This is a genomic window from Empedobacter sp. EJD.6dd (assembly GCF_057369435.1).
The window spans coordinates 3038168-3061174 of record NZ_CM170667.1 but is presented as its reverse complement, the minus strand read 5'-3'; the positions used below and the strand labels follow the sequence as shown (position 1 = coordinate 3061174).

The 23007-nt window shown below is 30.4% G+C and carries 20 protein-coding genes; 6 read left to right on the top strand and 14 right to left on the bottom strand.

Features of this window, described 5'->3' with window-relative positions:
• Nucleotides 1-276: 276 nt before the first annotated feature.
• Nucleotides 277-582: a helix-turn-helix domain-containing protein gene (locus AC2I98_RS14365; protein WP_486412326.1), complete on the top strand. Its 306-nt coding sequence runs from the start codon at nt 277-279 to the stop codon at nt 580-582.
• Nucleotides 583-611: 29 nt separating this feature from the next.
• Here the strand turns inward: AC2I98_RS14365 and AC2I98_RS14360 are convergent, their stop codons facing one another.
• Nucleotides 612-926, bottom strand: coding sequence for a DUF3817 domain-containing protein (locus AC2I98_RS14360; protein WP_486412325.1), 315 nt, complete (start codon nt 924-926; stop codon nt 612-614).
• A gap of 166 nt (nt 927-1092) precedes the next feature.
• Between AC2I98_RS14360 and AC2I98_RS14355 the strand changes: the two genes are divergently transcribed.
• The gene (locus tag AC2I98_RS14355; RefSeq protein ID WP_486412324.1) at nt 1093-2211 is read left to right on the top strand and encodes a calcium:cation antiporter; all 1119 of its coding nucleotides are present in this window, start codon (nt 1093-1095) and stop codon (nt 2209-2211) included.
• 70 nt (nt 2212-2281) lie between these two features.
• Here the strand turns inward: AC2I98_RS14355 and AC2I98_RS14350 are convergent, their stop codons facing one another.
• The 4 genes from AC2I98_RS14350 to truA form a co-directional block, all read right to left on the bottom strand.
• The gene (locus tag AC2I98_RS14350) at nt 2282-3232 is read right to left on the bottom strand and encodes a LysR substrate-binding domain-containing protein (RefSeq protein ID WP_486412323.1); all 951 of its coding nucleotides are present in this window, start codon (nt 3230-3232) and stop codon (nt 2282-2284) included.
• Nucleotides 3233-3355: 123 nt separating this feature from the next.
• Complete coding sequence (locus AC2I98_RS14345) at nt 3356-3772, bottom strand: hypothetical protein (RefSeq protein WP_486412322.1); 417 nt, start codon at nt 3770-3772, stop codon at nt 3356-3358.
• 76 nt (nt 3773-3848) lie between these two features.
• The gene (locus AC2I98_RS14340) at nt 3849-5609 is read right to left on the bottom strand and encodes an ABC transporter ATP-binding protein (RefSeq protein ID WP_486412321.1); all 1761 of its coding nucleotides are present in this window, start codon (nt 5607-5609) and stop codon (nt 3849-3851) included.
• Nucleotides 5596-6351, bottom strand: coding sequence for a tRNA pseudouridine(38-40) synthase TruA (gene truA, locus AC2I98_RS14335; protein ID WP_486412320.1), 756 nt, complete (start codon nt 6349-6351; stop codon nt 5596-5598). Before truA ends, AC2I98_RS14340 begins: the two co-directional genes overlap by 14 nt.
• Before the next feature lie 34 nt (nt 6352-6385).
• On the opposite strand from truA, the gene AC2I98_RS14330 reads away from it, so the two are divergent.
• The gene (locus tag AC2I98_RS14330) at nt 6386-6877 is read left to right on the top strand and encodes a metallophosphoesterase family protein (RefSeq protein ID WP_486412319.1); all 492 of its coding nucleotides are present in this window, start codon (nt 6386-6388) and stop codon (nt 6875-6877) included.
• Between the two features lie 76 nt (nt 6878-6953).
• On the opposite strand, the gene AC2I98_RS14325 is transcribed toward AC2I98_RS14330, so the two are convergent.
• On the bottom strand, nt 6954-7988 hold the full coding sequence (locus AC2I98_RS14325) for an alpha/beta hydrolase (protein ID WP_486412318.1): 1035 nt from the start codon (nt 7986-7988) through the stop codon (nt 6954-6956).
• A 90-nt stretch (nt 7989-8078) separates the two neighbouring features.
• On the opposite strand from AC2I98_RS14325, the gene AC2I98_RS14320 reads away from it, so the two are divergent.
• Nucleotides 8079-8801 carry a YqjF family protein gene (locus AC2I98_RS14320; RefSeq protein ID WP_486412317.1) on the top strand — a complete coding sequence of 241 codons (723 nt, stop codon included), beginning with the start codon at nt 8079-8081 and terminating at the stop codon, nt 8799-8801.
• A gap of 4 nt (nt 8802-8805) precedes the next feature.
• Here AC2I98_RS14320 and AC2I98_RS14315 read toward each other — a convergent pair whose 3' ends face one another.
• From AC2I98_RS14315 to AC2I98_RS14290, 6 genes are all read right to left on the bottom strand, one after another.
• Nucleotides 8806-9195 (bottom strand): GNAT family N-acetyltransferase, encoded by a 390-nt coding sequence (locus AC2I98_RS14315; protein WP_486412316.1) that lies wholly within the window; start codon nt 9193-9195, stop codon nt 8806-8808.
• A gap of 100 nt (nt 9196-9295) precedes the next feature.
• Nucleotides 9296-10273: a hypothetical protein gene (locus AC2I98_RS14310; protein WP_486412315.1), complete on the bottom strand. Its 978-nt coding sequence runs from the start codon at nt 10271-10273 to the stop codon at nt 9296-9298.
• Nucleotides 10274-10371: 98 nt separating this feature from the next.
• On the bottom strand, nt 10372-12297 hold the full coding sequence (nagB, locus tag AC2I98_RS14305) for a glucosamine-6-phosphate deaminase (protein WP_486412314.1): 1926 nt from the start codon (nt 12295-12297) through the stop codon (nt 10372-10374).
• Between the two features lie 309 nt (nt 12298-12606).
• On the bottom strand, nt 12607-13800 hold the full coding sequence (gene mnmA, locus AC2I98_RS14300) for a tRNA 2-thiouridine(34) synthase MnmA (RefSeq protein WP_486412313.1): 1194 nt from the start codon (nt 13798-13800) through the stop codon (nt 12607-12609).
• Nucleotides 13801-13864: 64 nt separating this feature from the next.
• Entirely contained in the window at nt 13865-15181 is a 1317-nt protein-coding gene (locus AC2I98_RS14295; protein ID WP_486412312.1) for a Na+/H+ antiporter NhaC family protein, read from the bottom strand.
• A gap of 165 nt (nt 15182-15346) precedes the next feature.
• A complete protein-coding gene (locus tag AC2I98_RS14290) occupies nt 15347-16213 on the bottom strand; it encodes a cupin-like domain-containing protein (RefSeq protein ID WP_486412311.1) in 867 nt (288 codons plus the stop codon).
• 247 nt (nt 16214-16460) lie between these two features.
• On the opposite strand from AC2I98_RS14290, the gene AC2I98_RS14285 reads away from it, so the two are divergent.
• Nucleotides 16461-18695, top strand: a complete 2235-nt coding sequence (locus tag AC2I98_RS14285) for an OmpA family protein (protein WP_486412310.1) — start codon at nt 16461-16463, stop codon at nt 18693-18695.
• A 60-nt stretch (nt 18696-18755) separates the two neighbouring features.
• On the opposite strand, the gene AC2I98_RS14280 is transcribed toward AC2I98_RS14285, so the two are convergent.
• A complete protein-coding gene (locus AC2I98_RS14280) occupies nt 18756-19961 on the bottom strand; it encodes an RsmB/NOP family class I SAM-dependent RNA methyltransferase (RefSeq protein ID WP_486412309.1) in 1206 nt (401 codons plus the stop codon).
• Between the two features lie 55 nt (nt 19962-20016).
• On the bottom strand, nt 20017-20439 hold the full coding sequence (locus tag AC2I98_RS14275; RefSeq protein WP_486412308.1) for an acyl-CoA thioesterase: 423 nt from the start codon (nt 20437-20439) through the stop codon (nt 20017-20019).
• A gap of 364 nt (nt 20440-20803) precedes the next feature.
• Between AC2I98_RS14275 and AC2I98_RS14270 the strand changes: the two genes are divergently transcribed.
• Nucleotides 20804-22936, top strand: a complete 2133-nt coding sequence (locus AC2I98_RS14270; protein WP_486412307.1) for a Tex family protein — start codon at nt 20804-20806, stop codon at nt 22934-22936.
• Nucleotides 22937-23007: the final 71 nt, after the last annotated feature.

The window sequence follows — 23007 nt, the reverse complement described above, 5'->3', positions numbered from 1 at the left end:
TTATTAGAGTACGATTTTTTTAGAATTTATACACAACATATCATATTATATGCGCCTGTTGGCAAAACACCTTCTAAGAAAAGTTCTTCTACTAGTTCTTCTTTGCCAAATTATCGTAAAAGTGTTTATACAAAAGAAATTATTGATTTTGTATTGGATCTATACGCCAATGAAAATAAAAAGATTCAGGAGATTTCGAATGAATATAATATACCTAAAAATACCATTCATAATTGGATAAAAAAATACCTACCACAAAATTAAACCTTACTCATTATGCAAAAACCTAACTACCAAAAAATTTACGAAGATATTATTCAAAAAAAATTTCCAGAAAAAATCAACCAAACCAAAAAGCTTTTAAAAAAAGACATGGATTTTTTGGATGTCATAAAAGTTTCTGAAATTTTGAATGCGAGAAAGACTTCAGAAAATCAAAAGCATAAATCTTATGATTTAGATTCTATTATTAAAATATTAGATGTTCAGAAAAAAAATAATTACACCAATACAGTCATAGCTGACAAATTTAAAATCAGTAGAAATACTGTTGCCAAATGGCGAAAAATTTATGATTATTAAAAAAACGGCTTCAATATGAAGCCGTTTTTTTATTGATTATTATTTTTATCTTCTTTTATCACTTTATGTACCGCTAAAGTTGCAAACGGCACAAATGCATACATAATATAAATGATAAAATCTTCGTCATCCCATTTATATATTTTTCTGACTTTGAAAAGTAATAACAAGTAAGCTGTAAACCAAAAACCGTGAAAACAGCCAGCAAATGGCATTGGTAACACATAATCAAATTGATATTTGATTGGCATTGCAACTAAAAATAAAAGTGCACAACTTATCGTTTCCCACACACAAGCTATACTAAACCATTTTTTTAACTTTTCGTCAGATACATTTAACATACTACAAATTTAATTTTTTATTCATACTCAATTTATGATAATCATTAGTATAAAATCAGTAAATTTATCATTAAACAACTATAATTATTGGTTTTTATGATAATTACACATATTAATTATCAATATTATTGATTATTTTTGTAACTCATCCAAAATCATATATTTAATGCACGTAAACAATTTTATTTCCAAAAAATTCAATTTAGCATTACCCTATTGGACAATCATTTGTCCAATAATTGCAATAATTTCACTAGGACTTGCTGACAATTTTAAAGATTATGTATGGTTTTCTGGTGCTTTAGGAGTCATATTAATATTTGCAGTTTTAGCAGCTGTCCATCACGCAGAAGTTGTCGCTCATAAAGTAGGAGAACCTTTCGGAACTATTATTTTAGCATTAGCCATTACTGTAATCGAAGTTTCACTCATTGTTTCTCTAATGATGTCAGAACCTACAGGATTTCCATCCGTCTTAGCCAGAGATACAGTTTTTGCTGCTGTTATGATTATTTTAACTGGAATAATTGGAATTTGTTTGTTAGCTGGAGGAGTACGCTTTAGAGAACAAAATTTTATTAAACAAGGGGTCTCAACTGCGCTTATTACGTTAGTTGCTATTTCAATATTAACCTTGGTTTTACCAAATTTTTTGACATCAGAAAAGGGAGGTGAATTTTCTTCTTCCCAATTAATCTTTGTCGCAATTATTTCTCTTATTTTATATGGAGGTTTTATTTCTGTACAAACAATACGACACAGAGATTATTTTCTTCCACAAAATAACGCTGATAATGTTGCTTCTGAATTACATGTAGAGAAACCTAATTTATTGACTACAATTTCAAGTTTAGTTTTATTAATCATTGCATTAGTCGCTGTTGTTTTATTATCAAAAAAATTGTCTCCAACTATTGAATCAATAGTTATGGAGCTTGGTGCTCCGAAATCTTTAGTAGGAATCATCATTGCTGGTGTTATTTTACTACCAGAAGGTTTAGCTGCATACAAAGCCGCAAAACAAGATCGCTTACAAACAAGTCTTAACTTAGCCTTAGGTTCAGCTTTAGCTTCAATTGGATTAACAATTCCAGCTGTAGCTATCGTTTGTTATTTCACTGGTTTGGAAGTGACTTTAGGAATTGATGCAAAGTCCTCTATTCTATTGGTACTTTCGTTGTTTACTGTTTATTTATCCTTAAGTTCAGGACGTACAAATATTCAACAAGGAATTGTATTATTAACACTTTTCGCAACCTATTTATTTACGACAATTGTCCCATAAAAATAGTTCAATAAACTAAAAAGCGACTTGAAATTCAAGTCGCTTTTTTTATTTATTAAAATTAAATCATTTATTTCTTCGGTAACGAAACCATGTTCGCATCCATTTTCTGATCTTTTTCTAAGAAAATTTTTCCTCTTAAAATACTCTGAATTGTATTCATCAATTCTTTTTCGAACGAATCTCTTAACTGAGATTGGTGAAAAATTAATGAAACTTCTCTAGTTGGGACTGGAGATTCAAAGTTTTTCACAAATCGTTTATATTCTTCTGGTAAATCATCTGCAACCAATGATGGTAATAATGTCATTCCATAACCATCATTTGCTAATTTAACTAATGCTTCAAAACTACCTGAATCTAGTTTAATTGGTCGATTTTTCATATGTGTAGTATCACATAATGCCAGCACATTGTTTCTAAAACAATGACCTTCTTGTAAAATCAATAAATCTGAAGTGTCTAAATCATTTTCATTAATCTTTTCATTTCCAGCTAAACGATGTCCATTCGGAACATAACCTACCAAAGGCTCGTAATATAAAGGTCTTTCGATAATTTGATCTTCGAAAAGAGGAGATACAACAATACCAAAATCTAACGAACCGTCTTTTATACCTTTTACAATTTTATCCGTTTGTAATTCTTTAATAATCAAATTCGATTTCGGATTATTTTTTTGAAACGTTTTATAAAACAATGGTACCAAAGATGGTAACACAGTTGGAATAACTCCAATGATAAAATCACCTTCTAACAAACCTTTTTCTTCATTAACAAGGTGTTTCATCCGATTAGCTTCCATTAAAATTGTTTTTGCTTGTGCAACAATTTTCTCTCCAATTTGTGTGATTTTGATTGGATGTGATGTCCTATCGAAAATATCAATATTTAACTCTTTCTCCAATTTCTGAATTTGCATACTCAAAGTTGGTTGAGTTACAAAAGATTTATCAGCAGCAATTGTAAAGTTCTTATGCTCAGCAACAGCCAACACATATTGTAATTGTACTAATGTCATATATTAAAATTGATATCTATAAATTTTTGTGATAAAGATATGGATTATTATATTATCAATCTATATCATAAATCATAAAAAAAGCCCGAATAAATTCGAGCTTACCGTTTAAAATAAGTTTAATTATTTTGTTAATTGTTTCTGAATTTCAGCAGACCATTCTTGTAATTTCTTTGCATCCTCTGGAGATAATTTTTGAGTAATTTTTTGTAACTCTGTAGATAAATCTACTGCTTTTTTAGTTAATTCAGCTAATTTAGCTTGGTCACCAGCTGTAGCAGCTACTTTCATTTCTCCTGCTAATTCTCCATATCTTTTCGCCCAATCATTAGCTTCTGGACTAGAGAAAGTTGGAAAATCTTTTGCAACATCAGCAACTTTATCCATAGTTTCTTTACCAGCTTCTACTTGATCAGTTACTGTTTCTGCTACATTTTCTTGTGTGTTTTCTACTTTTGCATCTACTTTTTCTTTTTCAGATTTACAAGAAGATAAAGAAACTACACCTAATACTGCAGCGGCTAAAAATAATTTTTTCATTTTAATTAGAGTTTTAAAGTTAATATTATTGATTGTTCAATATAAACAAATCTAATGATTTATTTTTGTTATTTTTTTAATTTTCTTTCGAAAATTGTACTTCATATAAATTGGCGTAATATCCATGTTTTGCCAACAATTCGCTATGTGTACCTTGCTCAACAATCATTCCATTATCCATTACAATAATTTTATCTGCATTCTGAATAGTTGCCAAACGATGTGCAATTATGATAGACGTTCTACCTTGCGTTAACTTATCTGTTGCTTTCTGAATCAATTCTTCCGATTCTGTATCTATTGAAGAAGTTGCTTCATCTAATACTAAAATTTCTGGATTATATAAATATGCTCTCAAAAACGAGATCAATTGTCTTTGTCCTACAGAAAGTGTAGAACCTCGCTCACTTACTTCGCTATAATAACCTTTTGGTAAGGACATTATAAAATTATCAATTCCAATAATTTTTGCAGCATTTTGTACTTCTTCTAACGAAATATCTTTATTTCCTAAAACAATATTATCGTAAATAGTTGTATTAAACAAAAATACATCTTGTAAAACAACTGCTACATGATGACGTAGATTTTTCAAATCCATTTCGTAAATATCTACATCATCTATTTTTATTGCTCCTGAATCGATGTCATAAAAACGACTTAATAAATTAATAATGGTCGATTTTCCTGCTCCAGTAGCACCTACAATTGCTACTTTTTCACCTGGACTTGTTGAAAAAGAAATTCCTTTTAAAACCAAATTATTCGGAACATAAGAAAACTTCACCTCTTCGAAATCAATTTTTCCTTTTACATGATCTAATTTGATTTTTCCTTTATCTGGCAAAGTTTGATCATCATCCAAAATTTTAAATACACGATCTGCTCCAACCAAACCTCGTTGAATCGTATTGAAACGTTCTGCAATTGCACGCATTGGTGCTGTTAACAACGTAACATATTGTGTAAAAGCAATTAAATCACCAACCGAAACATCTCCATAAACAGCAGTTCTCAATCCTCCAAACCAAATTAAACTTCCTGTTGCTAAAGCTGAAATAACATCAACAACTGGGAATAAAAGTGAAAAATAGAAAACTGTTTTTAGATAATTTTTCTTCAAATCATTGTTAATCGTAACGAATTTGTTGTATTCTGCTTGTTGACGATTAAATACTTGAATGATATTCATTCCTGTCAAACGCTCTTGCACAAAAGTGTTCAACTTTGCTACAATGGTACGTTCTTCTTGGTAAACATTTTTTAAGGCTTTTTGAAACAATCGTGTAATAATCATCATCAATGGAAGAATAATGATAACAACAGTTGCCAAAACCCAATTCATCCAATACATTACAACCACAATGAACACAATTTTTAGCACATCGCCCAACATCACTAAAATTCCATCATTGAAAACCTCAGCAATTGTTTCGATATCAGAAACAGAGCGTGTTACCAAAACTCCATTTGGTGTTTTATCAAAATAACCAAGTTTAAATTTGATCAAATGATTATACAAACGAACACGCAACAAACGAATAACTCGCTGTGCAACAACATTCGCCAGATAAACCATAAAAAAAGACAAAACACCTTCGAAAACCAACACCAAGGCTAGTTTTACGATTTGCATTTGAAGACCTGGTAGATCTTTGGTCTGAATATAATCATCAATAATATTCCCAGTTAAATATGGACGATAAACAGAAAAAACTGCACTAAAAACCGCTACAAAAACCACCGACCAAAACAAAAATTTGCTTTGTGCACCGATTTGTAAAACACGTTTTAATCCATTAAAATCAAACGAAGTATTCTCGTTATTTGAACTCATTTTTAAATAATTCTTTTGGATATTGAACATCCACTAAATACAATCCTTGCGCCGGTGCAGAAGCGCCAGCAGAGGAACGTTGTTTTTGTTCAATAATTTCTTCAAAATCGTGGATAGAAATTCTTCCTAATCCAACTTCAACCAATGTTCCAACAATTGCGCGAACCATATTTCGTAAAAAACGATCAGCCGTGATCTTAAAAATCAATTGTCCGTTTTCATTTTTTCGCCAAAACGCTTCTCTTACATCACAAATATTTGTTTTCACATCGGTATGTAATTTAGCAAAACTTCCGAAATCTCCTTGCTTAATTAACAATTTTGCTGCTTCGTTCATTTTTTCAACATCTAATTCACGATTAAAAATCCAAGCGCTATCAAAAGCAAAAGGATCCTTGAAAGGCGAAATAAAGTAATTGTATGAACGTGAAGTTGCATCAAATCTAGCATGTGCTTCATCATCCATCAAAAATAAACGATAAGCAGCTATATCTTTTGGTAAAAAAGAATTTAACTTTTTAATTAAATCATAATTCAACACTTCTTCATAATCAAAATGTATAAACATTTTTTTGGCATGAACTCCCGAATCTGTACGCCCTGCACCGACAATCGAAATTTCTTTTCTTAATATTTTAGACAATCGATCTTCGATAACTTCTTGAACCGAAATTTGATTGGGTTGAATTTGGTAACCAAAATAATTTTTTCCGTTGTATGCTAATTCTAAAAAATATCGCAATTGTTGTAAATTTGAACAACAAAAATACAACCTTTTGAAGAAAATTCTTTTACTTTCGGACACGCATTCTTATATCGACGATAGAATTTTGGAATATGCGCAACAAGCAGATGAAATTTGGCATGCTGGCGACATAGGAGATATTTCAGTAACCGATAGTTTAGCAAAAATAAAACCTTTGCGTGCTGTTTATGGAAATATTGATGACAATAAAGCTCGTGCAGAATTCCCACTAAACAATAGATTTACCTTAGAAGGTGTTGATGTTTGGATGACGCATATTGGTGGTTATCCAGGAAAATATAATCCTGTAATTCGAAAAGAAATCACCGAAAATCCTCCAAAATTATTTATTTGTGGTCATTCTCATATTCTAAAAGTAATGCCCGATAAACAACTAAATTTAATTCACATGAATCCTGGCGCTGTTGGTAAACATGGTTTTCAGAAAGTTCGTACAATGTTACGTTTTGAATTGAATGATGGGAAAATTGAAAATTTAGAAGTTATTGAATTTAAGAAATAACGTATAATTACGAAGTATGAAGTATGAATTACGATTTACGAAATGAATAAGCGAGATTAAAACTTCGCTTTTCGCTTTATTTCGTCAACTTAAATTCTTTCAGAATAGAAACAAATTTCGGATTTGTGATATATTCTCTAAATTCATGTGAATCTTGACCTGAAAAATCTGTTTCTTCTAAAAACGTATAATTTTTAGAAAGTTCGTCATACAAATCTTTTTTATAGCCAAAATCAGTCGCAATCAAGTTTCGTGATAAAAAACCAATCTTACCTTTACCTAACACATAATCAGTATTGTTAATCGTAATATGCATTCGTTTTAATTGGGGTGTAAATGTTTTGAGTTGATCTGCATCTGTTGTAAAGTCTATTTTTCCAATTGCTGGCGCTAACATAATGCTGTAAATTTTGTTGTTATTTTCTAATAAAGCTTGCGCATTTGTAAAATCAACATGATGCGCATTTTCGGCACGTTTTATCTCGCTTCCACGTAACGAAGGATTTACCAAAGCACTCAATACAACTGAAGCTCCACGACTATGCGAAATCAAATAAACATCTTTATTATGAATAACATTCAAGATTCTTCGTAACCCAAAAACACCCGCCATTTGGCTATTTGTAGTTGCACTTACCCAAACTTTAGCTGCACCAAAAAGGCTTTCGTTAACCAATCCGTCCCAATAAAAGTTAATTACCTCATCGTTTGACGAATTAATATTCATATAAGTTTTGGCTTTGTTGTAATTCTTTAAACTAAATAAATAATCATTATCGATTCCATGCACAAAAATGATAACACGTTTTTTATTCTTAACTCTACTTTCGATATTCTTTAAACGCAAATCTTCGTAAGAACTCAATTGAGTCTGAAAATTATTTTCAGTCGCAATTTTCATCAATGAATAATCTCTTCGACTTGCATTTTTAGGAGGTTTACCATAAGATTTCAACCAATTATCTGGATAAAAATTTCCATTTTGATCAACAAATGAACTTGTGGTATTTGGTTGAATAAAATTATTCGGATTTTGAGAAGTTGGAACATTATGAATGGCCGCACATGACGTTAACAAACTAATCAACACAATATAAAATACGTTTTTCATATGATAAAAATTGGTATACGAAGTAACTACAATTTTCTTTATTTCGCAATAGATTTAGTATCTTCAATCATAAGTTTAACAAGCTTTTAAGTGAAATATACAATCAAACAAATTTTAAAAGAAACGAAACATCGCAGTTGGCAATATCCTACAAAACCGTGGAAATATTACCAAGAATGGAATAAAGCGTTGTTTTTTCATTATAGAATTGACGCTCAAATTTTGAGAGAATTGGTACCAAAAGAGTTAGAAATTGACGAAATAAATGGTTCAGCTTGGATTTCGGTGGTTGCTTTTACAATGGAAAAAATTCGTCCACGTTTTTTACCTCCTTTTTCTCCTATTTCAGATTTTGATGAAATCAATTTAAGAACGTATGTTACAAAAGACGGAAAAGCTGGTGTTTATTTTCTATCGATTGAAGCTGGAAAATTATTATCTGCACTTCTTGCAAAATCACTTTCGGGATTACCTTATGAAAAATCAACGATTCAACGAACTGAAAATTCGTATCAAGCGAAGCACGAAAAACGAAATTTTTCTCTTTTAGCAGATTTTCATGTCGGAATGAGTCTGAAACACAAAACTGAATTAGATCTTTTTTTGACAGAACGTTATTGTTTGTATTTAGAAGAAAGTAATCAACTATTTCGTTACGAAACTCATCATTTACCATGGGAAATTGACGAACTTGAATTAGATTTTTTAGCGATTGATTATCAAATTAATGATTTAAAATTGGACTCATATCCAGATTTAATTCATTACTCAAAAGGAGTACAAGTTGTTGCCTGGGAGAAAGAAAAGTTGTAGTTTATCACAGCTTTTTTTTCAATAAATGCTGCATCCCATTGTGCCATTCACGCTGCAAACCATCATCTATATAACCTACTTTTACATATAAATCGTACGCTGCTTTATTTTTAAAATTAACAGCTAAAACTAATTCATTAATTGTTAAGAAATTTTCTTTTACAAAATTATCTATCAAAAGCATTGCTACCTTTCCATAACCTTTACCTTGATACAACGGATTAATTGACAAAGAGCGTAACAACAAAGCATTTTCATTGGCTGTCATCTCAAATTTATCATTCCCATAATCCAAGACAAACAAACCAATCGGCTGATTATCTAACAGAATTGTAATTGGTTTTGCATAATCATCCGTACGCATTTCTAATCGTTCAAATGTTTCATGAGGCAATGCTGTAAAAGGTATCTGATCTTCCGGTAAAGTATAGTTGATTAATTCGGCGTGATGTGATTCGTCGTAGAATTTAGATGGATTTGGCGTGTCATTTATATTATAGTTTTTGTAAATTTATTAAATTCCAATACTTTTTTGGTAATAAAATTTGCATTGATTTTGGATCTACATGAAATTTTATAAACACTTTTTTAGATTTATCGAGATAACTAATTTCATTAAAATAATTATTCGCTTCAACTACATAATTATTCGAATTGATTGTAAATAATTCAATTCTACTTCCGTCTTTATAACTTACAAAACATTTAATTAAATCTGATTCATTTTGTAAAATCTCAATTTGAGGAAATTTAGGTATATCCGTATCATAAGTGTCATTTCTACTAACAAATCCTTCATCTACTATTTTTAATTTCAATGTATTTTCAATATAGTTTTCAATTTCTTGTTTACTAAATGTAGATTTAATCTTGCCAATTTCTTCTAATTTATCATTATAAAAAATAACTTGGTTTTTATTAATATAAAAATAAACATTACCATTACCATTTCCACTTACCTTATACGAACTTAAATTTTCAACATTATTTAATTCTTTAACTATTTTTAAGCTGTTAACATCAATTATGTTAATATTAAAAGGTGGCTTTTGTTCTAAATATCCAATTAAATAATTTCCTTTTTTAAAAACATGATTATATTTTTTGGGAAGTCTGATTCTATCATTAAGAATTTTCGTTGAAACTAAATAAGATACGTCATTCTGTATCGCATGAAAATATTTTTGATTATATAAACTTAATTTATCATAAGTGTTCACATAAGAAAACTTTACAATCTCATCAGTATAATTAGAAATAAAAGCAGCGCCATTCTCTCCGTTCAACGCAAAATAAGTAGCATATTTATCAATATTATTAACTACTTCATCATAATTTGGAGGTACTATTTCATCTCCATTTTTGTTAACAATTCCTATTTTATATTCCCAAGTAAACAAATTATAATCGTTACTTTGAGAATATGTAAATGATGAAAAATAAAAAGTCAGTAATAGTACAAAGTATTTCATGATTTATGTTTTTAAATAAAATAAATTTAGTAAAATGTTTTATACAAAACACTTATAAAAAATAAACGCTCAAGATTTTCTTGAGCGTTTGTATTTTATTAATCTTCGAACTTCCATTTTACAAAAGCTTCTATTGCTTCGTAATCTGCAAGTCCTAATTTATTATACAACTCTGCTGTTTCGCTTGTACGATCTTCTGCACGAACCCAAAATTCACGAGGATCATCTCCTGGATAAACTGGAACATCTTTTTGTGATTGATGTTTAAAAATTGCTAAACGCTTGCGTTTTACTTCCTGCGGAGAAAGTGGAACTGCCATTTCTATTTCATGAATAGGGAATTCGTGCCAAGCACCACGATACAACCACAACCAACAATCTTTTGTCCATTCGTCTGTTTTTCGTAAACGAGTCAATGCTTCGAATAAAACATCAAAACAAACTTTATGCGTTCCATGTGGATCAGCAAAATCACCAGCAGCAAAAACTTGTTGTGGTTTTACTTGACGCAATAACTCCATTGTTTGCTGAATATCATCTTCAAACGAAATATTTTTTTCAAATTTACTTCTATCATAAAAAGGTAAATCTTGGAAATGAATATTTTCATCTTTCAACCCTACAAACCGAGCACCTGCAATAGCTTCTCCTTTACGAATTAATGCTTTAATTGTACGGATAATTTCAGGATCGATTTCGTTTGGTTTTTTGTTTTTGAAAAATTCACGCGCTTCTTCGTATGTTTTTTTCGTAACAGTGTTACTTTCGTCAATAGCTCCAGCATAATCCTGAACGAATTCTAAATAACGCAATACATCATCATCCCAAACCGCAGTATTTCCTGAAGTCTGATAAGCTACATGTACATTATGACCTTGATCTGCTAAACGAATAAAAGTTCCTCCCATCGAAATCACATCATCATCTGGGTGAGGCGAAAATAAAATTACATCTTTCTTCGCTGGTTCTGCTCGCTCTGGTCTATTTGAATCATCTACATTTGGTTTTCCACCTGGCCAACCTGTAATCGTACGTTGTAAATCGTTAAAAATTCTGATATTGATATTATATGCAGGACCTTGTTCAGTAACTAAGTCAGCCATACCATTATTATTGTAATCATCATCCGTTAACTTCAAAATAGCTTTACCTAATTTTAACGATAACCAAACTACTGCTTTTTTTGTAATAACATCATCCCAAGTTACTTCGTGTGTTAACCAAGGCGTATCGAAACGTGTTAATAAAGAAGCAGCATCTTCATCTACAACAAATTCTACATTATCTGATAATTGTAAATAAGTTGCCGGAATTTCTGGAGAGATTTCTTTCTCTACTGCTTTTTTTAGAATTTCTGCTTTTTTCTCATTCCAAGCCATTAAGACGATTTCTTTGGCTTTGAAAATTGTACCAACTCCCATTGTAATGGCTTTTGTTGGCACATTTTTTTTCCCACCAAAATCACGAGAAGCATCACGACGAGTTAAATCATCTAAAATAACCATTCGTGTAGCAGAATTTGGCGCAGAACCTGGCTCATTAAACCCGATGTGCCCAGTACGTCCAATTCCTAAAATTTGGATATCTAATCCTCCAAAATCAGATATTTTTTGCTCATAAGCTTCACAAAAAGCTTGTACTTCCGAAACTTCTAATGTCCCATCAGGAATATTAATATTATTTTTTGGAATGTCTATATGATCAAATAAATTTTTGTTCATAAATGTTACATAACTCTGCTCTGCAGTTGGCTGCATCGGATAGTATTCATCCAAGTTAAATGTCACAACATTCTGAAAACTTAAACCTTCTTCTTTGTGTAAACGCACCAATTCCTTGTAAACACCAATTGGAGTAGCACCAGTGGCTAAACCTAAAACTGCCGTTTCATTATTTGCTTGTTTTTCTTTGATTATAGAAGCAATTCTATGCGCGACTTGTAGAGAAGCGACTTGTTGATTTGGGTAGACTGTTACAGGAACTTTCTCAAAACGCGTTTCCTCTAAAAAGTTTAATCTCGCCATTTTTGTAGTTGATAAAATGTGTTAATAATGTTTTGAGACTTAAAAATAATAAAACATCAAAGAATAAAGAAGGATTTTACTGATTATTATTTCACAAAAACCTCTCACAATCAATGACACAAGAGATTTTTATAAAATAATTTTCCGATAATTTTAATAAATCAGAAAATTATTTTAATAAGTATTATTTGTTGTGATTAATAAATTAGAAAGAAGGAAATAATCAGTTAATAATTATTTTAAAAAAAATGTAAAAAAAACGCTCAAGAAAATCTTGAGCGTTCGATTTATATATTGAATCAATACATTTTAATTATTAATAACACCAGAACCTAAAAGTTCGTCGCCATTGTACCAAGCACAAAATTGACCTTCTGTAATTGCCGATTGAGGATTCTCAAACTCTACATACATTCCGTTTTCTGCTTTGTGTAAAATTGCTTTTTGTAAAGGTTGACGGTATCGAATACGCGCCATAATTTCCATTGTTTCATCCGTTTTCAGAGCTAAATCTTCTCTAACCCAATGTACTTCCTCTTCTTTAATAAACAATGCTTTTTTCAATAAACCAGGATGATCTGCTCCTTGACCAGTGTAAATAACATTTGTCTCTACATCCGTATCAATAATAAACAAAGGTTCTATTTTTCCTCCAACTCCCAATCCTTTTCGTTGACCGCGAGTAAAGTAATGTGCACCTTGGTGTTTACCCACAACTTCTCCATCTTCCTGTTTATAAGAAAAACCTTTTGCTTCGAAGTCTAATACTTCGTATTTCGTTTCAAAAGTTGGAATTTCGCGTTTGTAGCCGTTCCAATCTTTTGCAATTTCTATAATTACACCTTCTTTTGGTTTTAATTGCTGTTGCAAAAATTCTGGCAAACTTACCTTTCCAATAAAACATAATCCTTGCGAATCTTTTTTATTAGCGGTTACCAAATCTTGTTCTTGCGCAATTCTTCTTACTTCTGGCTTTTCAATATCTCCAATAGGGAATAATGCTTTGCTTAATTGATCTTGCGACAATTGACATAAGAAATAAGATTGATCTTTATTGTTATCATTACCTTTTAACAATTGAAAAATCTCTTTTCCATTTTCATCAATTGTAGAAGTTTTTCGTGCATAATGTCCTGTTGCAACGTAATCTGCACCAAGTTCTAAAGCTGTTTTCAAAAACAAATCGAACTTAATTTCTCTGTTACATAATACATCAGGATTTGGTGTTCTTCCTTGCTCGTATTCATTAAACATATAATCTACAATACGTTCTTTGTACGAATCAGACATATCAATTACCTGAAAAGGAATATCTAATTTTTTAGCTACCAACAAAGCGTCCGCACTATCTTCTATCCATGGGCATTCATCTTCCAGCGTTACCGATGCATCGTTCCAATTACGCATAAATAATCCGATCACATCATACCCTTGCTCTTTTAGCAAGTAGGCTGTAACACTTGAATCTACTCCTCCAGAAAGTCCTACGACAACTCTTTTCATCTTAAAAAATTTCAGTCTACAAAGTTATAAAATAATATTCGACGAATGAATATCATATATCAATCTATTTTTTGATTGATTTTGGTTGAAAAAATAAGATAAAAATAAGGGTACAAATTCCAGTTAAAAATGGATAATATAAATTAGATAAAACATCTATCGAAGAAACTTTTGTAACACTCGAAATTGCATTTGCTGCTGCAACCGCTGCTAAAACTTGTGCGCCATAAGGTAAAATTCCTTGTACAAAACATGAAACTGTATCTAAAATACTTGCTACGCGTGTTCCTTCTAAATCATGATGATCTGAAATGTCTTTAGCAATTTTTCCACAAATCAAAATTGTGATTGTGTTATTTGCTAAACATGCATTTGCCAACGCTGTAAGTGAAGCAATACTCATTTCTGCTTGACGTTTTGTTTTAATATTTTTCGTTAAATGATAAATGATAAAATCTAAACCACCATTCAGACGAATAATTCCTACAATTCCTCCTATTACTAAACAGATAATACTTAGCTCAAACATTCCTTTGAAGCCTTCATTAATAGACGAAACCAAATCTAGCATCGGAATACCAGAATAAAACAAACCAATTCCAAGAAACGATAGAATTCCTAAAATTAAAGCCCAAATTACATTAATACCAGACATTGCTATTCCGAAAACTAACAAATAAGGTAATACTAAAATTAAGTCAAAATCTAACTGTTTTCCTTGGAAATTGGTTGTGTCAAAATGTTGAGAAAGTGAAAAATATATAATTGTCGAAACAATAGCTGCTGGAACTACTATTCGAAAATTAGTTTTAAATTTAGATTTCATACTCACTTCTTGCGTACGTGTAGCAGCAATTGTAGTATCAGAAATAAACGATAAATTATCGCCAAACATTGCTCCACCAACCACTGCACCTAATAAAATAGGCATAGAACCAGGAATCATTTTATCCATTTGTACTGCAATTGGCGCAATGGTAACAATTGTTCCCACAGATGTTCCTAACGCTGTAGAAATAAAGCATGATAACAAAAAGAAACCCGCTACAATAAAGGAAGATGGAAGATAATTTAAAAATAAATTCACTGTAGATTCAACAGCACCAATAGTCGATCCTAAACTTCCGAAAGCTCCTGCAAGAAGAAAAATTAAGATCATTAACATAATTGTTTCTTCACCTGCGTTCTTACAAAATGCTTCTGCTTTTGTATGAAAAGACACTTTTGGAAACTGAACAAATGCAATTATCAACGCCAACATAAAAACAACTAATGCTGGAACTGAGTAAAAATCGTTCAAATAAATTGAAGCCGAAAAATAGACAAGTATGAAAATGATTAAGGGTAATAAAGCCCAAAAATTTCCTTTTTTTATGATCATATTACTTAAAATTCAGAAAAATATTCTACAAATATCAATCGAAAATTTATAACATGAAAATTAAATATTTATTGATTTATAAGTTTTTAAGACAGTAGAATAAAAAAAGGAACATCTTTCAATAGACATTCCTTCATTTAGAAAAATTTTCTAAATTCTTTATTTTTATCGTGCAATTAATTTATTCGTTTCTGTAATTGCTCTTTCATTTTTCTCTTCAATCCAAGATTGACCTTTTATTTTTCGCATAATATTATCATACGTACGCATCAAAAATACATTATAAATCGCTTCTGACAAATGTTTTGGCTTATGTGCTAACGAGCGTAAACTCATAGAAAAACCTGGCGTCAAATATTTCATGTAATGCCACCAACCTTCTGGCATATACAACATTTCTCCATGTTTAAGGTCTGCAACCATCGGATTTATATTTTTCAATGCTGGCCATTTATCAAAATCAGGATTATCAAAATCAATATCTTCACGACAAATTACCGAATGCGGAATTTTGTACATGTACTTCGAATCTTCTGGCGGAACAATAATACAGCGTTTTTTTCCTGCAAAATGAAAATGCAAAATATTGGCTAAATCAATATCATAATGCATAAAAACATTTGATCCTTCACCTCCAAAAAACAGCATTGGCATCGATTTAAATAAATTCAATCCCAAATCTGGCATTTTATAATCTTGTTGCAATTGTGGCACTTGACTCATTAAATTATACAAAAAAATGCGTAAATCTGTAGGTTGACTTTGTAACAAATCTACATATTCAGTCATTTTCATTTTTGCAACAGGTTCATTTACTTTCTTCGTATAATCAACCGGATCATTATTATATAAAGGGACAACTTTGTCGCCCGCAACTTGTTTTATATACTCAAAATTCCATTTTTCATAAGCAGGCCAATCTTCTGTGATTCGCTCTATAACAAGTGGTTTTTGAGGTTTTACGTAATACTTCTGGAAATCTTTTGCAGAAATACTTTCTACTCTTTCAACTTCTGTGAAATTAAAATTCATCTTTTATGTAAAATAAAGTGCAAATTTACTTAACTTTTTTGTTAAATCTGAATCAGCAATTATCAAACCAATCTTTTTTGGGTATTGTACAATAATTTTATCTGATTTAATATACATCAATAATTCTCATTAATTTTGAGATAAACATCTTGTTGTATAAATATAAAATAATCTTTACAATAAATTGTGATAGACAATTCATCAATTCTTTCGTTATCTTTACATTGATAAATTTTAAAGCCTCAATTTGAATACTAAAAATCTATATTTTTCTTTCATTTTTTTCATTCTAACGACGTTTTGCAATGCTCAACAAATCTTTCCGTATTTAGAACTTAAAAGCGATGATGATTTCGAAAAAATAGAAGCTACATCACTTGATAACACATACAATTTTCATCATTTATTAGGAAATATTAATAGCACTTATCTTTTCCAAAATCATTCGTCAGAAGAAATTTCGGCTAAATTCATATATCCATATCAACCTTCTCAAAATATTTACGAACTGAAAGCATTTGTAAATGATAAAGCTTTTGAAGTTCAGTCCAAATCAATTGTTGATATTCGAAAAGAATTAAAAAACATCGATGCATCAACTGTTTTTAAAACTCAGAAAAACAATCAATTTCTGCAATTAGATTTTGGAAAAATCCCCGCTAATGCAACAATTAAAATTAAACTAAAAGTTTCGAAAATTATTGATGAAAATAACTTGAGTTATCAACTTTCATTTCCCGAATTTATCGTTAAACGAACAGAATCTTTTACACAAATTAATCGTTGGAACACTAAATTAAATGGCTTTTCTAAAAACACCAATTCTACAATTCAGATTTCTGGGAATTTTCCCATTTCTAAAATTGATTCTGATTTAAAATTTAATAAAAATAAAGACGGAAATTTTTCAAGTAATTTTATTGGAAATAAACTTCCTACAATTCAATATTCGTATACAAAAAACGAACTTCAAACAGGAATTGAAACCTTTACAGAAAATGGTTGCGATTATATTTTAGGAACTTTAGAACCAGGAAAAATTAATTCAGATTATTCTGCTCCTCGAGAATTTTTGTTTGTGTTAGACGCTTCGGGCTCGATGATGGATCAGCCAATTGAAACTGCAAAAAAATTGATGAATCAAATTTTACCTAATCTAAACGAAACAGATAAATTTAATGTATTAATCTATTCATCAAAAAATGATTTAATTTTTAAAGAATCAAATTTTCCAACCAAAGAAAACATCAACTTTGCTTTAGAAAAAATTAATTCATTAAAAGGAAATGGTGAAAAATTATTGGATGAAGCTATCAATCAAATACAAAAGAATCCTTTTGATAAAAATTACAAAAGAATCATTGCTATTATTTCGGATGGAAAAATGAATTTGAACGAAACTGTTTATAATTCGCTTCGAAATTATGCAAAAGACTCTCAATTTATAACGCTTGGTATTGGACGAGAATTAGATTATCAAGCAATGAATTTTATTAGTTTAGCGACAGGAACTCTTCCTATTACTGTAAATGATCAGAAAGAATTTAACAAAAAAATCACTCAATTTTATCAAGCTATTCTCAACTCTTCTATTTATCATTTAAAAATTCAATCAGCTCAAATCAACCTTAATGAAACGTTTCCAAAAAATTTCAATACTTATTTAGCGCAGAATTCTGTCAATTTTGTTTCACGTGATTGCAATCGTCGTTATCCAAAAAAAATAGAATTAATAGGAAATCAATCCAATGAAAATTTCAGTGAAAAATTTGAAATTACTCAACCTAATCAAAGTGATTTTACAGAAGCGATCAAGTTTTATTGGGCAAAACAAAAAATTGATTATCTCTTGAAAGATGAACAACGATGTGGTGAAATGTGTAAGAAAGACGGGCGATATAGAAAAGAAATTGAGAAAATTGGAACTGAATTTAATATTTCAACTCCCTATAATTTATTAATTCAAAAAGATCTTCTTGAAAATTTCAACAATGATTATGATACGGATGGTGATGGCGTGATGGATTTCGAAGACGAATGTCCGCTTGTAAAAGGAAATCGTTTTGGAAATGGTTGTCCAGAAGAAAATTTGAACGAAGAAAAAATCGGAAATTATGTGCAAGATTTTTCAAACTATTTGATGGAAACGGTCGAATTTGATTTTGATAAAGCAGAAATTAGATCTGTTGACTATCCAAAATTGAATCAAATTGTAACGATGATGAAGCGAAATCCTACATTTTATTTCGTAATAGAAGGACATACTGATGCAGTAGGAACGGAATCATACAATTTTGATTTGTCTCAACGAAGAGCGAATGCAGTATTGAATTATTTGGTTGAAAAAGGTTTGAATAAAAATCGATTCACTATTTCTGGAAAAGGTTTTTCTGATTTGAAACACAAAGAATGTAATCCTGCAACGAATTGTATTGATTGGAAAAATTTCGAAAATCGACGAGTGAAGTTTAAAGTAGAATAATCATATAATAAAAAAGACCAAGAAAATCTCGGTCTTTTAATATTTTATAAATCGTTTGAATTAAGAAATTCTTTCAATCAAAGCCATGTAAAATCCATCGTAATTTGTCTCAGAAGGATAGTGCATTTTATCCGAAATCAGTTTATAATTTGGATGATTTGCTAAGAATTTTTTTACTTGCTCTTCATTTTCTTGCGGCAAGATAGAACATGTCGCATAAACCATTAACCCACCAACTTTAATTATTTTAGAATAATCTGCTAAGATTTTTTCTTGTATAGCTGTAATCTCATCAATAAATTCTGGTCTTAATTTCCATTTTGCATCAGGATTACGTTTCAAAACACCCATTCCAGAACAAGGCGCATCAATTAACAAACGATCAGCAGAATTCTCCATTCGCTTGATTGTTTTCGCTTCAATTACCTTTGTTTGTACGTTCTGAACATTGTTACGTTTTGCACGACGTTTCAACTCTTTCAGTTTCCAATCATACAAATCCATCGCAATAATTTGTCCTTTATTTTCCATCAAAGAAGCTAAATGCAATGTCTTTCCTCCAGCTCCAGCACACGCATCAACAACACGCATTCCTGGTTGAACACGTAAATAAGGAGCGATTAATTGAGATCCTGCATCTTGAACTTCGAACCAACCATTCTGAAATTCATCTGTTCTAAAAATATTTGTTTTCTCTTCAAGTTCTAAAGCGTCTTGATATTTTGATAAAACTTTTGATTTTATTTGACGTTCTTTTAATGCTTTTTGTAAAGTTTTACGATCAGATTTTAATGTATTAACACGTAAAACTGTTGGCGCTTGCGAGTTCATTGCACGTACTTCATCTAACCAACGATCTCCTAAAGATTTTTCTCCCAACTCGAACATCCAATCTGGATAAGATTCTGCTACAGCAATATTCTTAGAAGATTGATGATGTCTTTTTAGTACTTCTTTTGGATAAATTTTCTGAAATTCTTCCCATTTAGGTAACGTTTGCTCTGGATCTAAAGCAAACCAAGTTCCTACGAACTCCCAAATCGTATCAGGAGAAAGTGGACGACTCATTGCCCCTTCCACCAAACGTTTCCAACGAACTAAATCATAAACAGTCTCAGCAATAAAAGCACGATCACGCGCTCCCCATTGTTTGTTCGATTTCAATGTTCGTTCAACTTCTTTATCTGCATATTTTCCCTCGAAGAAAATTTGTTGCAAGGTGTCGGTAATTCCGACAAATAAATTTTTATATGGTAAAATCTTCATAACTCGGTGCAAATTTACAAAGACTTAAATGATTAGCGTAATTAATTTTTGAAGTTTATACGCTTTGAAAAATTTCTTTTATCTTTTTTGGAACCTCAACCACTTTATTTTTCTGATAATCGAAGGTGACAATCCCTGTTTTTGCTTTTGCAATTAATTTTTCTTTGATCGAAATTTTATAGATAATATCAAAACTAACGCGCGAAAAATCTTGTACATTCATTTCAATCAATAGTTCATCTCCATAAAAAGCTTGATTTTTATATTCGATTGCGACATCCCCCATAATAACACTTACACCTTCAAAATCAAGTTCAGAATAACCATAATGTTGAAAAAATTGTATTCGTGCTTCATGTAAAATAGATAATACTTTATCATTCGCTAAATGATTTCCATAATTCAAATCAGTTATGCGTACTGGTATTATTGTTGAAAATAAAAAAGTATCAGGAAAATTTAATTTTATACGAGCCATTTGTAGATGTATTTTGACTCAAAGATATGAAACTTGATATAAAAAAAACGGGTTTAAGCTCCTCAGCTTAAACCCAATTGATTTTTAAAAAAAACTTACACTAGTAAGTATAAATTTAACATTAAAAAAAATCAATCTTACTCTCTACTACCTGAGGTCAAATTTAGAAATAATTTAATAAACACCAAAACTTTTTAGAAAATAATTATTATTTTTTTTCATTTAAAATAAGACTATCATAAAATTGTCTGTTTTTTAAAAATAAAATAGGTAAAAATTGAAGAAAAAATACGACCTATATAAATAAAACTTACTATTTTTTATGTTTACTAAAAATAGTAATTTGCAGGTCCAAACTTTTAACATGAATTTGATTCAATACATTCATCAACATATTCATTCTATTTCAGAAAAATCGATTAACAATACTATAAATTGTTTAAACGAAGATAACACCATACCCTTTATTGCAAGATATAGAAAAGAGTTGACTGGAAATTTAGATGAAGTTCAAATTTCTACTATCAAAAAATTACAGACGAATTATCAAGAAATTATTTCTCGAAAAGAATTTATTCTAAAAACATTAGAAGAGCAAAATCAATTGACAACTGAATTACAACAACGTATTCAGAAAAGCTTTGATTTAGTTCAATTAGAAGATTTATATCTTCCATATAAAAAGAAGAAAAAAACGCGTGCGACGATTGCGAAAGAAAAAGGATTAGAACCTTTGGCTAAAATCATAATGAAACAGAATAACATTCCTGATTTAGAAGGTTTAGCTACTAAATATTTCAATAAAGATGTTATTAGTATAGAAGATGCTTTTGCTGGTGTGCAGGATATTATTGCAGAATGGATTAATGAAAATGAATATGTTCGTCATCGATTGAGAGATATTTTTAGAAAATCTGCATTGATAGAAAGTAAACTTGTCAAATCAAAAGCTGAAGAAGAGGAAGCTCAAAAATTTTCAAATTACTTTGAATACGAAGAACCTTTGAAAAAAATTGCTTCCCACCGACTTTTAGCTGTTTTGAGAGGCGAAAACGAACGATTCTTAAAAGTAAATGTTACAATCGATAAAAAAGAAGCGTTCAAATTTCTTGAATATACTTTAATAAAATCTATTCAACCTGAAGTTTCTTGGATTATCGAAGAAGCTATTAAAGATGCTTACAAACGACTTTTGGCTCCATCAATCTCAAATGAAGTTTTAAAAGAAGCTAAACAAAAAGCTGATGAAACCTCTATCAATGTTTTTTCAAAAAACTTAAATCAATTGCTTCTGGCGCCACCTTTGGGTGAAAAAAGAATTTTAGCAATTGATCCTGGTTTCAAATCTGGATGTAAAGTTGTTGTGCTAGATGAGCAAGGAGATTTATTACACAATGAAAATATTTATCCTCATGCTCCACAAAATGAAAAAGCGCAAGCAATCAAAAAACTAAAATCGCTTGTAAACGCTTATAATGTAGATGCAATTTCTATTGGAAATGGAACAGCTTCTCGAGAAACAGAAAATTTGGTTCAGCAAATTGCTTTTGATCGTCCATTAAAAGTATTTGTAGTGAATGAAGCTGGAGCTTCGGTTTATTCGGCTTCTAAAATTGCACGCGACGAATTTCCAGATAAAGATGTTACTGTTCGCGGCGCTGTTTCTATAGGTCGTCGTTTACAAGATCCTTTGGCAGAATTGGTAAAAATAGAGCCAAAATCGATTGGAGTTGGTCAGTATCAACATGATGTTGATCAAAATTTATTGAAAAATGAGTTAGATGATGTTGTTTCATTTTGTGTGAATAAAGTTGGTGTAAACCTAAACACAGCGAGTAAACATTTGCTAAATTATGTTGCTGGAATTGGCGAAAAAATGGCTGAAAACATTGTCGATTATCGGAGCGAAAATGGTGCATTTAATTCGAGAAAAGAACTTTTAAAAGTTCCACGACTGGGTGAAAAAGCATTCTTACAAGCATCTGCTTTTTTACGAATTCCGAATGCTAAAAATCCGTTAGATAATTCTGCTGTTCACCCAGAATCATATGCAATTGTTGAAAAAATGGCAAAAGATTTAAAAGTAGATTTAAAAGATTTGATTCAAAATAAAGAATTGATTAATCAACTTGATTTAAACAATTATATTTCCGAAAAAGTAGGATTATTAACTTTAGAAGACATCAAAAAGGAATTGGAAAAGCCAGGTATAGATCCGCGTTCTACAGCCAAAGTTTTTAGTTTTGATCCGCGCTTAAAGAAATTCGAAGATTTGAAATTAGGAATGAAAGTTCCTGGAGTTATCAATAACATCACCAATTTTGGGTGTTTTGTAGATATAGGAATTAAAGAAAATGGCTTGATTCATATTTCTAAAATTTCAAATGAATTTATTTCGGATGTTAATACGAAGGTGCATTTAAGTCAACAAATAGAAGTAACTGTAATCGGAATTGATACGGAAAAACGTAAAATTCAATTATCTTTGATTGATTAACAAATATTTCAAAATTAAAAGGCAATCTAACGAAAGATTGCCTTTTTGATTTTATTATTTTTTAAAGAAGA